Below are 14,208 nucleotides of genomic sequence, written 5' to 3' on the forward strand. Positions count from 1 at the left end.
CGGCTCAGGCCGGGGCCGCGGCGGCGTGCGGGAGGCGGCGGACGGCGGGGGAGAGCAGCGGGAGCAGGACGAGGGCGGCCTGGGCCGCTGCGGCGGCGGTGGCCACGGCCGGGGCGCCGTAGCGGGCGGTGAGCGGCCCGCAGGCGAGCTGGCCGAGCGGGATGGCCAGGTAGGCGAGGACGTCGGCGTTGGCCGAGACCCGGGAGAGGACCTCGTTCGGCAGGTGCTCCTGGAGCGAGGTGTCCCAGGCGGTGGCGGACAGCGCCAGGCCCAGGCCGGAGGCGAGCGTTGCGGCCAGCAGCCAGGGGACGGGCCCGTGCCGTCCGAGGGCGAGCAGGGGCAGCGGGAGCAGCAGCCCGGCGAGCTGGCCGGTGGCGAGCAGGCGGCGGGGCGCCAGGCGGTAGGCGGCGGTGTCCGCGAGCAGCAGCCCGGCGCCGCGGGCGGCGAGCAGGACGCCCCACAGGGCCGGGCCGGAGAGCGCCGGGCCGAGGACCTGCCAGGGGCCGACGAGCAGCAGGTTGGTCGCGCAGCAGGACCAGGTGGTCCACCAGATCCAGCGGGTGCGGCGCAGGACCGTCCAGCCCGCGCGCAGCTCCCGGCGCAGACCGGCCGGTCGGGGGCGGGCGGGTCCGGCCGGGAGCCGGGCCAGGAAGTAAGCGGCGGGCAGGTAGCTCGCCGCGTCGAGGGCGACCGCCCAGCCGGGCCCGGCCCCGGCGACCAGCAGTCCGGCCAGCGCCGGGCCGAACAGTTTCCCGGCGTTGGCGGCGAGGCCCACCAGGGCATTGGCGGGCCGGAGCTGCCCGGGCGGGACGAGTTCGGGCAGCACGCCGCGCAGCGCGGGCGCGGTGAAGGCGGTCAGCGCGCCGTTGCAGAACTCCAGGGCGGCGAACGGCCCGAGCGCGTAGTGGCCGGTGAGCAGCAGGGCGGCGGCCGCGCCCTGGCTGAGGCCCGCGCCGAGGTGGGTGGCGACCAGGACGGTGCGCCGGGGCAGCCGGTCGGCGACCGCGCCGCCGAGCAGCATCAGGCCCAGCAGCGGCACCGTCCGGACGGCCAGGACGGCGCCCAGGTCGGCGGGGCGCCCGGTGGCGTCGAGGACGGCGAAGGCCAGCGCGACCGGGGCCGTCGCGCTGCCCAGCAGGGAGATCGTCCGGCCCAGCAGGAAGCGGCGGAAACCGGGGTGGTGAAGGAGAGGTGGAAGCACCCGCAGAGTCTGGGAGCCCGCGGGCCGTCGGCTCTATCGTTTCGGGATCCGCCGAAAGGCCATCGAGGGGGGGAGGGCGGCGCCGTGGTCGTGCTGCGGCTGGACTCGCTCGCGCTGTCGCGGTCCAGGTTCGCGCTGTCGCCGTTCGCGGAGACGCTGGCGGCGGTCGTCCAACTGGCCCGTCCGCACGCCGAACCGTGGGCCGCGGCCTGGTGGGAGCGGCACCGCCCGGCGTTCCTGGCCCGGCTGGCGGGGGACGGGTACGCGCGGGGGCTGGTGGAGCTGATCGCGGCGACCAAGTACCTGCCGGACCACCTGACGCTGCCGCCGGGCGGCGGCATGGGGACCACGTTGGAGTCGGAACTCGCCGAGGTGGCGCGGGTGCCGGACGAGGTGGCGGAGGCCGGGCTGCGCACCTCGCGGGCGCACGCCTGGGCGGGCCAGCGGCTGGACGGGCTCACCGGCCGCGGTCACGGCGCCCGCGCCGCCGCGCTGTTCCGCGAGGTCTGGGACGCGCACCTGGCGGCGGACTGGCCCGCCCGGCGGGCCGCCCTGCAGCGCGACGTCACCCACCGGGCCGGACTGCTGGCCGCGCACGGCTGGCCGCGGGCCCTGCACCTGATGAACCGGACCAGCGCCTGGGTCGGCGCGGACGCGATCCGGTTCGGCGACCGCCCCGGGCCGGACCGGCGGGTCGGGCCGGACGGGATGCTGTTCGTCCCGGTCACGGCGCAGCGCAGCTCCTGGCTGTGCGAGGCGCCGGGCCGCCCGTACGCGATGGTGTACCCGGCCCGCGGGACGGGGGAGGAGGGCGGCGGCGGCCGGACGGGGGACGGGCGGACGCTGGCCCGGCTGCTCGGCGGCGGGCGGGCGCAGATCCTGCGGAACCTGGAGACGCCCGCCACCACCAGCGAACTCGCCCTGCTGCTGGCCCAGTCGGTGGGCACGGTCGGCGGGCACCTGGCGATCCTGCGCGACAGCGGCCTGGTCGAGCGGACCAGGGTGGGCCGCCGGGTGCTCTACCACCGCACCGAGTTGGGCGACCGGCTGGTGGCGGGGCCGGGCGCCCGCTGAGGCCGGTCGCCGGGCGTTCCGGTCGGGTGGTTCCGGCCGGGTGGTTCCAGCCGGTCGACCGGTTCGGGCGTCCGGTTCAGGCGACGCAGAACTCGTTGCCCTCGGGGTCGCGCATCACCCACCAGTGGCCGGCCGGGCCCTGGTCCTGCTCCTCGACCCGGGTGGCACCGAGCTTCTCCAACCGGGCCACCACGGCGTCGAGTTCGCCGCCGGAGTGGACGTCGATGTGCAGCCGGTTCTTGCCCTGCTTGGCCTCGGGGACGTCCTGGAAGAGGATCCGGCGGCCCCGGCCGACGCCGCTCGCGGGGTCGGCCGGGTCCTCGGGGTGGCGGACGGCCGCGTAGCCGCGGAACAGCTTGCGGCCCCCGTGCTCGCGGACCGCGGCGGCGGGGAGTCGGCCGGCGGCGAGCAGGTCGTCGATCAGCGCGGTCGGGTCCTCGACCTCGTACTCGAGGGCGGCGGCCCAGAACTCGGCGAGTTCGGCGGAGTCCCGGCTGTCCACGACGAGTTTCCAAGTGAGCGTCATACCAAGGGATTTAATCGCACATCAGATCGAGCGGCAACGATCTTCGGTGTCCCGGCGCGTCGCCCGGTGGCGGGGACGGCGGGACGGGGCGGCGGGACGGGGCGGCGACGGCGACGGGGACGGTCCGGCCGGGGGGTTCCGGCGGGCCGTCCCCGTGGGGCGGTGCGCGGGGTGCTGCGGGGGCGTCAGTGCACGGCGCCCGCGTTCGGGTCCAGGATGCCGACGGTGACCAGCACGATGATGGTGATGCCGAGCAGGATCCGGTAGACCACGAACGGCGTGAAGCTGTTGTGCGAGATGTACTTCAGGAACCAGGCGATCGCCGCGTAGCCGACCGCGAAGGCGATCAGGGTGGCCAGGATCGTCGGCCCCCAGGCGGGCGCCGGACCGTCGCCGATCTTGAGCAGCTCCAGACCTCCGGAGGCCAGTACGGCGGGGATGGCGAGCAGGAAGGAGTAGCGGGCGGCCGCCTCCCGGCTGTAGCCGAGGAACAGGCCCGCGCTGATCGTGCCGCCGGAGCGGGAGACGCCCGGGATCAGCGCCAGCGACTGGGCGCCGCCGTAGACCAGCGCGTGCCGGAAGTTCAGCGCGCTGATCGGACGGGCGTTGCGGACGGCGCGCGAGCGGTCGGCGATCGCCAGCACCACGCCGAAGACGATCAGCGTGGTGCCGATCAGGCGCAGGTCGCGCAGGGTGGTCTCGATGGTGTCCTGGAACAGCTTGCCGAGGATGCCGATCGGCAGCGTGCCGACGATCACGTACCAGCCGAGCTTCGCGTTCTGGTCGCGCCGCCACTCGGCCCGGAACAGCGACAGCGTCCAGGCCTTGACGATCGCGCCGATGTCGCGCCGGAAGTAGATCAGCACCGCGGACTCGGTGCCCAGCTGCGTCACCGCGGTGAACGCCGCGCCCGGGTCGTCCCAGCCGGCCAGGGCCGAGAAGACCCGCAGGTGGGCGCTGGAGGAGACCGGCAGGAACTCGGTGAGGCCCTGCACCAGGCCGAGCACGGCCGCGTGGAACCAGTCGATCACCGGACGACACCCGCCGCGGATATCTCTCGGAGGCTCAGCATGGCGGTTTCCTGTTCGCTCGTGGGGTCGCTCGTGGGGTTTCGCTCGTGGGGCGGTCCGGCGCGGCTCGGGGCTGTCCGGTGCGGCCAGATGATAAGGGGTCCGGGTGTCCTGAAGATCGCAAAGGGACGATCAGTGACAATTCCGGCTCATCGGACCGCTCCGGCCCGCCCCGCCGCCCACTCGGCGCGGGTCAGGGCGTGGACCACGTCGCCGTGCTCGCTCCCCGGGATCGGGTCCGGCCAGTCGACGTGGAACGTCCGGACGTGGCGCAGGCCGACCCGCTCCAGGACGCGGCGGGAGGCCGTGTTCACCGTCATCGTGGTGGCCACCACCCGCTCGGCGCCCAGCTCCGCGAACGCGGCGCGGACCAGCGCGGCCGCCGCCTCGGTGGCGTACCCCCGGCCCCGGGCGGCGGGCAGCAGGCGGTAGCCCAGCTCCACGTCCCCGTCCCGGCGCTCCGGGCCGACCAGGCCGACCGAGGACGGCGGGCGCAGCGCCGCCCAGCCCAGGAAGCGGCCCTCCGTCCCGGTTCCCGTCCCCGGCTCCGCCGCCTGCGCCGTCGCCCGCGCTTCCAGTGCCCAGCGGCCCAGTCCGTCCGGTAGCTCCGCGTACTCGCGCAGCAGGCCGGGCAGTAGCTCGGTCGCGACCCGGTCGGGCGGGACGGGGCGGCCGTCGTCGAGGTGGCGCATCACCTCCGGGTCGCCGCACAGGGCGGTGACGGCGGGCAGGTCGGCGGGGGAGAAGCGGCGCAGGACGAGGCGCTCGGTGCGCAGGCGGAGGTCGGTCACCGGGCGAGCAGAGCACCGTGGGGGAGGGGGTGGCAAGCGGTTTCCGGAGGGCTCGGGCGGGTGGGGAATGCGCGCAGCGATCAGTCTGTTGGCCTGATGCGTTCACTCTGTTGTACCGTCCGAGTTGTTCCGCCTCACCACCCGGGAAGTGCCATGATCGCTCTGCTGCTCGCCCTCGGCAGCTCCCTCGCCTACGGCTGCGCCGACTTCCTCGGCGGTCTCGGCGCCCGCCGCGCGCACGTGCTGCGCACCGTGCTGGTCGCCGCGCCCGCCAGCCTGGCCGTCGAACTGCTGCTCTGGCCGCTGCTCGGCGCCCGCTTCGAGCCCGGGGCGGTCGGCTGGGGCGCGGCCTCCGGGGCGGCCTCGGCCGCGGCGTTCGCGCTGCTGTACCGGACGCTGGCGATCGGCCCGATGAACGTGCTCTCGCCCGTGACGGCGCTGGTCTCGGCGATGCTGCCGGTCGCCGTCGGCCTGCTGCAGGGCGAGCGGCTGGGCGCCGCCGGGCTGCTGGGGCTGCCGCTGGCGCTGGCCGCGGTGGTGCTGGTGAGCGCGGGGCCGGGTGGCGGCGGCGAGGATGGTGGCGGCGAGGGCGGTGGCGGTGGCCGGGTGCGGGCGAGCCGTCGCGCGCTGCTGCTGGCGCTCGGCGCGGGCGCCGCGATCGCCGTCCAGTTGGTCTGCCTGCACCAGGCGCCGTCCGGCAGCGGGGTCGCCCCGCTGATCGTCGGCCGCGCCGTCACCTCCGCCCTGACCCTGACCGCCGTCCTGCTGTGGCGCCGCCGACTCGGCGCCGAGCGCCCCGCGTACGGTCTGGCGGCCACCGCCGGGGCGCTCGACTCGCTGGCCGGGGTGCTGTTCCTGCTGGCCGCGCGCAGCGGCGACCTGGCCGTGGTCGCGGTGGTCACCGCGCTCTACCCGACCGGCACGGTGCTGCTGGCCCGCACCGTCCTCGCCGAACGCATCCACCGCGGCCAGGTGGCCGGCCTCGGCGCGGCCGCCCTCGCGGTCGGCCTGCTGGCCCTGGCCTGACACTCCCCGCCCGAAAGGACTTTCCTTCCCGTGACCGACCTGCACCTGCACCCCGCCGTCGCCGCGGCCTTCCCCGCCGCCCGGATCGTCGTCCTCACCGCCCGCGGCGTCCGCGGCGCCACCGGGCCGTGGCCCGCCACCGAGGCCGCGCTCGCCCGGCTGGAGGCCGAACTCGCCGACGGCAGTTGGCACCCCGCCGACGAGCACGACCCGCGGATCGCCGCCTGGCACGCCGCGTACCGCGCCTTCGGCACCAACCCGCGCCGCGTCCGCCCCAGCGCGGACGCGCTCGGCCGCCGCCTCGCCAAGCAGGGCGCGCTGCCCCGGATCAACCCCGCCGTCGACTCCTACAACGCGGTCTCCGTCCGGCACGCCCTCCCCGCCGGGGCGTTCGACCTGGCCGCGGTCGACGGGCCCGTCGAGATCCGCTTCGCCGAGGGCACCGAACGGTTCACCCCGCTCGGCGAACCCGACACCGTCGAACACCCCAAGCCCGGCGAGGTGGTCTACACCGACGCGACGGGCGTCCTCACCCGCCACTGGAACCACCGCGACGCCCACCGCACCCGCGTCACCGAGCACGCCACGGACGTCCTGTTCGTCCTGGAGACCATGGACGGCGACGTCCCGGAACTCGCCGCTGCGACCGAGGAGTTGCGTGCCCTGCTGACGCCGCACAGCGAGAGCGTGACGGTGCGGCACCTGGGCTGAGGCGTCAGCCGACCGCCAACTCGGCCGCACGCTCCGGGTGTTCGGCGAGCCAGGCTTCCACCGTGCGCTGCACGGCCTCGGCGGTGCAGGACAGGACGGCCTCGTTGTCGAGCCGTCGGCGGGTGGCGCCGTTCAGCTCCGGGGCGTCGAGCTTCACCGAGACCACGGCGGTCAGGCCGGGCGGTGGACCGCTCCGCCCCAGGGCGGCAGCCAGTCCGCGGTGGAAGCCCTGCAGGTGGGTGCTGTCCTCCTCCTCCGTGCGGCGGCTGTTGGCGTAGCCGTGGACGCCGCCGCGGCCGGTCCAGGAGAGGGCGACGTCGAGGGTGCCGCCCATGCGGGCGTCCTCGGTCTCGACGACGAGGGTCTCGGCGGGGTCGCCGCCGAGGTGGGTGGTGAAGTCGGCCGGTCCGGCGGGGTGGTGGAAACGCTCGGTGCGTGGCGGGGTGGTGCGCTCGTCGGTGAGGGTGAGGTCCAGTTCGCGGTTGAGGAAAGCGAGTTCGCGCAGGCGCTCGGCGACGGTGTCGCGGTCGAACGCCACCGTTTCGAAGATCTCCGGATCGGGGTGGAGGGTGATCGTGGTGCCGGTGCGGTCGGCGGGGCCGCTCCCGGTCGGTCCGGTGGACAACCCGCCGCGGACGTAAGCCCGGTGAACTGCCACGCCGTCGCGGTGCTCCTCCACGATCAGCCGGGCGGAGAGCGCGTTGGCCGCGGCCGGGCAGGTGCCGCTCCCGGCGATCTGTCGCCGGTCCGAGACGTGCCATGGAGCCGCAAGGGTGGTCAACACCGACTCTCGGTCGTAGGGTTGGGCGCCGTCGTGGCTCACCTGCACCCCGCCGTCGGCGGTCAGGGTCACCGCGACGCGGCTCGCCCGTCCCTGCAGCACCTCGTTCGCGGCCGTCTCCACCAGCTCGTGCACCATGGCGTGCAGCCCGCGCCCCTCGGTCGAGCCGACGTACATCCCCGGCCGTCTCCGGACCGCCTCCAGCCCCTCCGGCACCTGGATGCGCGCAGCGTTGTATTCGGTCATCACGTGTCCCCTCCGACGTGGTCCGCAGTGCCGCCAACCCTAGGGGAAAATCAGGAAAACACCAGGTCAGGGGCTATGTGGCGAAGGGCTGTGCGGCCCGCGGCGGGGGGTTGCGCGGCCCGGTGACCGCCACGCACCGGGAGGTGGGGGCCGGGGGCGCGGCGGTGCGGCGGAGGGTCGGGAAGGGGGCTTTCCGGGCGGCCGGGGGAGCGGGAATCCGGGGAATTTTCCGGCCCCGGGAGGGGCGGTGGCCGGTCGTCTCAGTCGCCGACGAACCACAGGTAGCGGTGCGGTCCGTCGAGGACCGCCCGGCTCAGGGCCAGGAGTTCGCGGGTGAACTCCTCGGTGAGCACGCCCGGGGGCAGGCGGGGCACTTCCGCCAGCAGGGTGATCACCTGACGGCTGTTGAAGACGGTGTCCGCGTATGGCAGCAGGTGCCCCAGCATCGGGAACGCCGACTGGTCGAGCGCGGCCAACTCGGGCCCCCAGGCGACCCCGTGCCGGGCGCGTGCCTTGATCGTCCCATTCTCGCCACGGACCTGAAGAGTGATCATCCCGAGAGCCTAGGGCAGTCGGGGGTGGAGCGTGCGATCAGTCGTCGGCCGCGACGAGCAGTGTCAGGACCCGCCGGTCGTCGTCGACGGCGACGTACTCGTGGAACTCGCCGTGGACGCCGCCCCAGTCGTGGAAGGCGTCGGCGCCCAGGTCGGGGAGGCGGTAGCGGCGGTCGGCCGAGTCCACCACCGTCCGGAGCGTCGCGTCGAGCGCGGCCTCCAGCGAGTCGGGGAGGCCGTCGCCCGCCCACTCCGCCAGGGTCCGTGCGGCTTCGGCCCGGCCGACCGGCAGGTACGCGCCGGGTCCGACCTCGTGGAGCCAGTAGGGGCTGTGGCGCAGGCCCTCGGGCTCGACGCCGCCCCCGGCGTAGTCGTCGCGGAACTGCTCGTGCGCGACGAGGGCGGCGAGCAGGGCCGCGTCCGGGCGGTCCGGCGCGAACCGGAAGGACTTCAGGTCGACCCAGCGGAAGCCGTGCGCCCGGGGGTCGGGGAAGCGGTGCTCCCGGAAGTTCACGAAGGCCCGGAAGAGGAGGTCGAGCTCTGCCACCCCGTCACGCTACCCCGGCGGTGGCGGCGGTGAGGGCTGTGGCGGCGGTGGCGCGGCTCAGGTGAAGGCCTCGACGCGGACGCCCGCGGAGGCGAGGGCGCCCCGGACCCGCCAGGCGAGTTGGGCGGCGCCCGGGGTGTCGCCGTGGACGCAGAGGGAGCGGGCCTGGACGGTGATGGGCTCGCCGCCGACGGCGGTGACGGTGGCGTCGCGGGCGATGCCGACGGCGCGGGCGATCACCGCCTCGGGGTCGTGGACGACGGCCTCCGGGTCGCGGCGCGGGACGAGGGTGCCGGCCCAGGTGTAGGCGCGGTCGGCGAACGCCTCGGTGACCACGGGCAGTCCGACGCCCTCGGCGACCGCCAGCAGCCGGGAGCCGGGCAGGCCGAGCAGCGGCAGCGGGCCGTCGCAGACCGCACCGGCCCGCAGCACGCCCGAGACCACCGCCTCCGCCTGCTCGTTGTCGTGCACCACCCGGTTGTAGAGCGCGCCGTGCGGCTTGACGTAGGAGACCCGGGAGCCCGCCGCGCGGGCGAACACCTGGAGCGCGCCGATCTGGTAGGCGATCTCGTCGGCCAGTTCCTCCGGCGGGACGTCCATGGCGCGGCGGCCGAACCCGGCGAGGTCGCGGTAGGAGACCTGGGCGCCGATCCGCACCCCGCGCTCGGCGGCCAGCGAGCAGACCCGGCGCATCGTGGACGGGTCGCCCGCGTGGAAGCCGCAGGCGACGTTGGCGCTGGTGACCACCGAGAGCAGGGCCTCGTCGTCGGTCAGGCTCCAGCGTCCGAAGCCCTCGCCGAGGTCCGCATTGAGATCGATCACCGCGTCGGCCACTTCTCCTCCTCGTCCGCCCTTCCGCACGCGACCCGTTCCGGGCCGGGACCGGGCCCGTTCCGGGGCCGGTGTCCGCTTCTGGGGGTGATCGTAGGGCCTGATCGTTTCGGCCGGGGGTGGCGGCGGCGGCCGGGCGGCAGGTTTTACCCGTCAGGTCGCGGACGGGCGTCGCGAGGGCCACCCGCTCGGCGCAACATCCGCCGGGGGAGCGGCGGACGGCGGGCGTTGACGGGCGTTGACGGGCATTGGCGGGTGCTCGACGGCTGTTCGGAGGGGAGGGTCGGCGCCGGGCGGTGCCGTCAGCCGCGCGGCCAGGGGCGGCCCTGGATCCGCTCGATGTCGCGGTTGAAGCGCTCCAGCACCTCGGCGAAGCCGGCCAGGTCGTCGGACGTCCAGTCGCTGACCACCTTGGCCAGGCCCTGGATCGACCAGTCGCGGTCCTGGCGCAGGCGGCGCAGGCCCTCCTCGGTGATCCGCAGCTTGCGGGCCACGCCGCCGTCCGGGTCCGGGATGCGGTCGACCAGCCCGGCCCGCAGCATCGCGGCGGTCTGCCGGTTGACGGTGGAGGTGTCCAGCCCGAAGGCCTCGGCGAGTTGGCCGATGGTCAGCGGGCCCTCGGTCTCGATCCGGCTGAGCAGGGTGTACGCGCTGCGCTCCAGGGCGTCGGGGCCGCCGTTGGTGCGGGCGGTGGCCAGGACCTGGTGGCGGGCGAGCAGCATCATCTCGCGTTCGATCAGGGCGAGTTCCTCGTGGCGCCGCATGCTCCTCCGTCCTGTCCGTCCTGTCCGCCCTGCGCGGTCCCGGTGGTCACTTTTCGGCAGCATATCCCGCAGGGGTGTCATATGTATGGTACACATTATGTGCATCATGCATATGTCGCTAGAGAGATGGAAGTACCCCATGAGTCAGGCACGCACCGGCCCCGTCGTCGGAGTGCTCGCCGGCGCGGGCATCGTGGTCTCGCTGATGCAGACCCTGGTCGTCCCGCTGATCCCGGACCTGCCGAAGCTGCTCCACACCTCGGCGGCCAACGCGTCCTGGGCGATCACCGCCACCCTGCTGGCCGGTGCCGTCGCCACCCCGGTGCTCGGTCGGCTCGGCGACATGTACGGCAAGCGCCGGATCCTGCTCGCCAGCCTCACCATGCTCGTCATCGGCTCGCTGATCTGCGGCTTCAGCAGCTCGCTCGCCCCGATGGTGGTCGGCCGCGCCCTGCAGGGCGTCGGCGCGGGCGTCATCCCGCTCGGCATCAGCATCATGCGCGACGAACTGCCGCCGCAGAAGCTCGGCTCCTCCATGGCGCTGATGAGTTCCTCGCTCGGCATCGGCGGCGCGTTCGGCCTCCCGCTGTCCGCCGTCATCGCCCAGCACGCCAGCTGGCACGCGCTGTTCTGGATCTCCGCCGCGCTCGGCGCGGTGGTCGCCGTCTGCGTCCTCTTCCTCGTCCCCGAGTCCCCCGTCCGCTCCGGCGGCCGCTTCGACACCGTCGGCGCGCTCGGACTCACCGCGGGCCTGGTCGCCCTGCTGCTCGCCATCTCCAAGGGCAGCGACTGGGGCTGGGGCTCCGGCACCACCCTGGGCACGCTCGCCGCCGCCGTCGTGGTCCTCCCGGTCTGGGGCTGGTGGGAGCTGCGCACCCGGCAGCCGCTGGTCGACCTGCGCACCAGCGCCCGCCGCCAGGTGCTGATGACCAACCTCGCCTCCGTGGTGATCGGCTTCGCGATGTACGCGATGAGCCTGGTCTCCCCGCAGTTGCTGCAGATGCCCACCGCCACCGGCTACGGCCTCGGCCAGTCGATGGTCGCCGCGGGCCTGTGGATGGCGCCCGCGGGCGTGGTCATGATGCTGCTCTCGCCGCTCTCCGCCAAGCTCTCCCGGGCCAAGGGCCCCAAGGTCTCGCTGCTGGTCGGCGCCGTCGTCATCACCTGCGGCTACCTCTCCGCCCTCGCCCTGATGGGCCATGCCTGGGGCGTGCTCGTCTTCTCCTGCCTGATCAGCGGCGGCATCGCGTTCGCGTACGCGGCCATGCCCGCGCTGATCATGGGCGCCGTCCCGGTCTCCGAGACCGCCGCCGCCAACGGCCTCAACACCCTGATGCGCTCCATCGGCACCTCCAGCTCCTCCGCCGTCATCGGCGTGGTGCTGGCGCACATGACCACCGACTTCCACAGTCACGTCCTGCCGTCGGAGAGCGGTTTCCGCACCGCCTTCCTGATCGGCGCGGGCGCGGCCGTCGCCGCCGCCCTGGTCACCCTGGCCATCCCGGGCGTCCGCCGCGCGGTCGCCGGTGCCGGTGCCGGTGCCGGTGCTGAGGGCCGGGCCGGTGCGGTGCCGACCGCTGCGGCCGAGGGCGCGACGGCGAAGTAGGCGCGTACGGCCGCGACGGCGGGCCGTTCGTCCCTGCGGGGAGGAACGGCCCACCGTGCGTTCCGGCGCGTTCCGGGGAGCCGTTCGTCCCCGCGTAGACGAACGGCCGTTGGCGCGTCCCGGAAGCGGTTCGTCCCCGCGGAGACGAACGCCCCGCCATGGCTCCCGCGCAGGTCGCGGCAGTAGGGTGCGCGGATGGCGACCCACGAGCGAGAGATCACCGGCCCCGTCGAGCTGTGCCGACCCGACGGACGGCTCAACCGCGACGCCGTCGGCTGGTCGCGCACCCCGCTGCACCGCGGCAACCTGCGGGGCTGGGGGCGCACCAAGCGCTGGGAGTACTGGTGCGTCACCACGCCCACCCACCTGCTCGCGCTCACCGTCAGCGACCTGGACTTCCTCACCCTCGACACCGTGTACTTCCTCGCCTGGGACGGGCACGGCGTCCTGGAGGACCACGAGCGCACCGCGATCGCCCCCGGCCTGCCGACCCGCCGCACCGCCTTCCCCGAGGGCATCGCGGGCTCCGGCGGCCCGTACGGCGCGGACCTCGCCGTCGGCCCCGAACGCCCCCACCGCGGGCAGGTCCGGATCTCGATCGGCCGCGAACCCGGCGGCACCCGGCTGCGCGCCCGCGCCCTGACCGTCGACCTGCGCCCGCTGGAGGTCGACCTGCTGGTCGCCCTGCCCACGGGCCACGAGACCCTGTCGGTGGTCGTCCCCTGGGACGTCAGGCGCTTCCAGTACACCTCCAAGCACACCGCCCGCCCCGCCACCGGCACCGTCCGCCTCGGCGACCGCACGTACGACTTCGGGGACGACGCCTGGGGCGTGCTCGACCACGGCCGGGGGCGCTGGCCGCGCTCGCTCGGCTGGAACTGGGGCGCCGCCTCCGGCCGCACCGACGGGCACACCGTCGGACTCCAGTTCGGCGGGCAGTGGACCGTCGGCACCGGCAGCACCGAGAACGCGCTGTGCGTGGACGGCCGCCTCACCAAGATCGGCAGCGAGCTCGACTGGCACTACGACCCCGCCACCCCGCTCGCCCCCTGGCGGATCACCACCCCCGACAGCGACCTGGTCGACCTCACCTTCCTCCCCTTCCACGACCGCCGCACCCGCACCGAGGCCGGGCTCGTCGCCAACCGCACCGACCAGTGCTTCGGCCACTACCGCGGCACGATCCGCACCGACGACGGCCTGCGCGTCGCGGTCGACGGGCTGCTGGGCTGGGCCGAGGACGTCCGGATGCGCTGGTGACGCCCCCTCCGATGTGCCCCGCGCACGGCCCCGGCCCCGACCTCGCCGCGCTGGTCGGCCGTCGGCTGACCGGCGTGGTCGCGTCCTGGTACAGCCACCGGGGCGAGCGGGCAGCCGACCCCGTCGCCCTCTGGCTGCGCGACGACCGCGGCGGCTGCACCTTCGTCGCCACCGGCAGCGACTGGTGCCTGATCGTCGCCGAGGACCACCCGCACCCCGACGTCGACCTGGGCGAGTGGGGCCGCCTCGACGTCCGCGACGCCCCGCACGGGACCCCCTTCGCCCCGCACCTGGGCCACCCCGTCCTGGCCACCCGCCAGGAGTACGCCCCGCACACCGGCCGCACCGCGCTCGAACTCGACTTCCCCGGCGGCACCGTCCGCTGCGAGTCCTGGGACGGCGACCTGCGACTGTCCGGCACCGGAGACCCGCGATGACCGAACTCCCGCACCACCGGGCCCTGTTGGCGTCCGTCGACTGGCCGTCGCTGGAAACGGCGTTGGATGACCCGCTGGACGCGGCGCTGCTGGCCGGGATGACCGACCCCGACCCGGCGGTGCAGGAGGAGGCCACCGACCGGATGCTCGGCGCGGTCTGCCACCAGAACACCGTCTACGGGGCGACGCCCCCGGTGGCCCGCTACGCGGCCGCGATCCTCGGCGAACTCCCGGACGCACCGCGGCTGCGCCTGCTGAAGTGGTTGGGGGAGGCGGCGCACGACGCGGACGACGAGAGCGCGGATTGCGAACTGGAGTGGATCACCGCCGAGGACGACTATCCGGCCTTCTGGGAGTTGCGGGGGCTGCGCCCCGAACTGTTCGCCGCCGTCCGCCCGTTCCTCACCGACGCGGACCCGGACGTCCGGGAGGCCGCCCTGGTCGCGGCGCTCCCGCTCTCCGAGCACCCCGACCTGGCCGACCTGCGCCCCGAGCTGGCCGAGCACGCCGAGCGCCTGCTCGCCACCTCCACCGACCGCTTCCGCCGAGACCGGGCCCTCGAGTACCTCCGGGCCTGGGGCCGGGACACCGCCGCACTGGAGAGCGCCGAGGACCGCGCGGCCGAGGAGCGCCGCGCCCGGCTGCGGGCCGAGCGGGAGCGGCGCGACGACGAGCGGACCGCCGGCGGCGGCGGGTGCTTCGCGGAGCCCCCGTTCTGACCGCCCGGGCAGTCCGCCACCGGCGGTGGCGTCCTCGCCGTGGACGACACCGGCCCTACGCCCC

Annotated in this window: 16 protein-coding genes; 7 read left to right on the forward strand and 9 right to left on the reverse strand. The window is 75.1% G+C overall.

All coding sequences use genetic code 11. The features are described from left to right. Window positions 1-4: 4 nt before the first annotated feature. Window positions 5-1,201 carry an MFS transporter gene (locus ACFY00_RS22375; RefSeq protein WP_388033214.1) on the reverse strand — a complete coding sequence of 399 codons (1,197 nt, stop codon included), beginning with the start codon at window positions 1,199-1,201 and terminating at the stop codon, window positions 5-7. A gap of 84 nt (window positions 1,202-1,285) precedes the next feature. On the opposite strand from ACFY00_RS22375, the gene ACFY00_RS22380 reads away from it, so the two are divergent. Beyond that, window positions 1,286-2,275 carry an ArsR/SmtB family transcription factor gene (locus tag ACFY00_RS22380; RefSeq protein WP_388033215.1) on the forward strand — a complete coding sequence of 330 codons (990 nt, stop codon included), beginning with the start codon at window positions 1,286-1,288 and terminating at the stop codon, window positions 2,273-2,275. A 76-nt stretch (window positions 2,276-2,351) separates the two neighbouring features. On the opposite strand, the gene ACFY00_RS22385 is transcribed toward ACFY00_RS22380, so the two are convergent. From ACFY00_RS22385 to ACFY00_RS22395, 3 genes are all read right to left on the reverse strand, one after another. Beyond that, complete coding sequence (locus ACFY00_RS22385) at window positions 2,352-2,801, reverse strand: VOC family protein (protein WP_388033216.1); 450 nt, start codon at window positions 2,799-2,801, stop codon at window positions 2,352-2,354. A 185-nt stretch (window positions 2,802-2,986) separates the two neighbouring features. Further along, window positions 2,987-3,829, reverse strand: a complete 843-nt coding sequence (locus ACFY00_RS22390) for an undecaprenyl-diphosphate phosphatase (protein WP_388033274.1) — start codon at window positions 3,827-3,829, stop codon at window positions 2,987-2,989. 191 nt (window positions 3,830-4,020) lie between these two features. After that, window positions 4,021-4,662, reverse strand: coding sequence for a GNAT family N-acetyltransferase (locus ACFY00_RS22395; protein ID WP_388033217.1), 642 nt, complete (start codon window positions 4,660-4,662; stop codon window positions 4,021-4,023). A gap of 153 nt (window positions 4,663-4,815) precedes the next feature. Between ACFY00_RS22395 and ACFY00_RS22400 the strand changes: the two genes are divergently transcribed. Together ACFY00_RS22400 and ACFY00_RS22405 are read left to right on the forward strand one after the other, a co-directional pair. Continuing rightward, the gene (locus ACFY00_RS22400) at window positions 4,816-5,688 is read left to right on the forward strand and encodes an EamA family transporter (RefSeq protein WP_388033218.1); all 873 of its coding nucleotides are present in this window, start codon (window positions 4,816-4,818) and stop codon (window positions 5,686-5,688) included. A 30-nt stretch (window positions 5,689-5,718) separates the two neighbouring features. Continuing rightward, entirely contained in the window at window positions 5,719-6,399 is a 681-nt protein-coding gene (locus ACFY00_RS22405; protein ID WP_388033219.1) for a B3/4 domain-containing protein, read from the forward strand. A 4-nt stretch (window positions 6,400-6,403) separates the two neighbouring features. Here ACFY00_RS22405 and ACFY00_RS22410 read toward each other — a convergent pair whose 3' ends face one another. From ACFY00_RS22410 to ACFY00_RS22430, 5 genes are all read right to left on the reverse strand, one after another. Continuing rightward, window positions 6,404-7,426: a DNA gyrase subunit B gene (locus ACFY00_RS22410; RefSeq protein ID WP_388033220.1), complete on the reverse strand. Its 1,023-nt coding sequence runs from the start codon at window positions 7,424-7,426 to the stop codon at window positions 6,404-6,406. Window positions 7,427-7,686: 260 nt separating this feature from the next. Beyond that, window positions 7,687-7,980 carry a hypothetical protein gene (locus ACFY00_RS22415; RefSeq protein WP_388033221.1) on the reverse strand — a complete coding sequence of 98 codons (294 nt, stop codon included), beginning with the start codon at window positions 7,978-7,980 and terminating at the stop codon, window positions 7,687-7,689. A gap of 37 nt (window positions 7,981-8,017) precedes the next feature. Then, the gene (locus ACFY00_RS22420) at window positions 8,018-8,527 is read right to left on the reverse strand and encodes a hypothetical protein (RefSeq protein WP_388033222.1); all 510 of its coding nucleotides are present in this window, start codon (window positions 8,525-8,527) and stop codon (window positions 8,018-8,020) included. Between the two features lie 57 nt (window positions 8,528-8,584). After that, a complete protein-coding gene (locus ACFY00_RS22425; protein WP_388033223.1) occupies window positions 8,585-9,349 on the reverse strand; it encodes a LamB/YcsF family protein in 765 nt (254 codons plus the stop codon). 311 nt (window positions 9,350-9,660) lie between these two features. Next, complete coding sequence (locus tag ACFY00_RS22430) at window positions 9,661-10,122, reverse strand: MarR family winged helix-turn-helix transcriptional regulator (protein WP_388033224.1); 462 nt, start codon at window positions 10,120-10,122, stop codon at window positions 9,661-9,663. Window positions 10,123-10,261: 139 nt separating this feature from the next. Here ACFY00_RS22430 and ACFY00_RS22435 point away from each other — a divergent pair, with 139 nt between their 5' ends. The 4 genes from ACFY00_RS22435 (at window position 10,262) to ACFY00_RS22450 (ending at window position 14,144) form a co-directional block, all read left to right on the forward strand. Further along, window positions 10,262-11,728 (forward strand): MFS transporter, encoded by a 1,467-nt coding sequence (locus tag ACFY00_RS22435; RefSeq protein WP_388033225.1) that lies wholly within the window; start codon window positions 10,262-10,264, stop codon window positions 11,726-11,728. Window positions 11,729-11,923: 195 nt separating this feature from the next. Further along, a complete protein-coding gene (locus tag ACFY00_RS22440; RefSeq protein ID WP_388033226.1) occupies window positions 11,924-12,988 on the forward strand; it encodes a DUF2804 domain-containing protein in 1,065 nt (354 codons plus the stop codon). Then, complete coding sequence (locus tag ACFY00_RS22445; RefSeq protein WP_388033227.1) at window positions 12,985-13,425, forward strand: hypothetical protein; 441 nt, start codon at window positions 12,985-12,987, stop codon at window positions 13,423-13,425. The genes ACFY00_RS22440 and ACFY00_RS22445 overlap by 4 nt, the downstream gene beginning before the upstream one ends. Then, a complete protein-coding gene (locus tag ACFY00_RS22450) occupies window positions 13,422-14,144 on the forward strand; it encodes a hypothetical protein (RefSeq protein WP_388033228.1) in 723 nt (240 codons plus the stop codon). Before ACFY00_RS22445 ends, ACFY00_RS22450 begins: the two co-directional genes overlap by 4 nt. Window positions 14,145-14,208: the final 64 nt, after the last annotated feature.

Origin of the sequence: Kitasatospora sp. NPDC001540, from assembly GCF_042894345.1 — a bacterium.
GTDB classification, from domain to species: Bacteria; Actinomycetota; Actinomycetes; order Streptomycetales; family Streptomycetaceae; genus Kitasatospora; species Kitasatospora phosalacinea_C.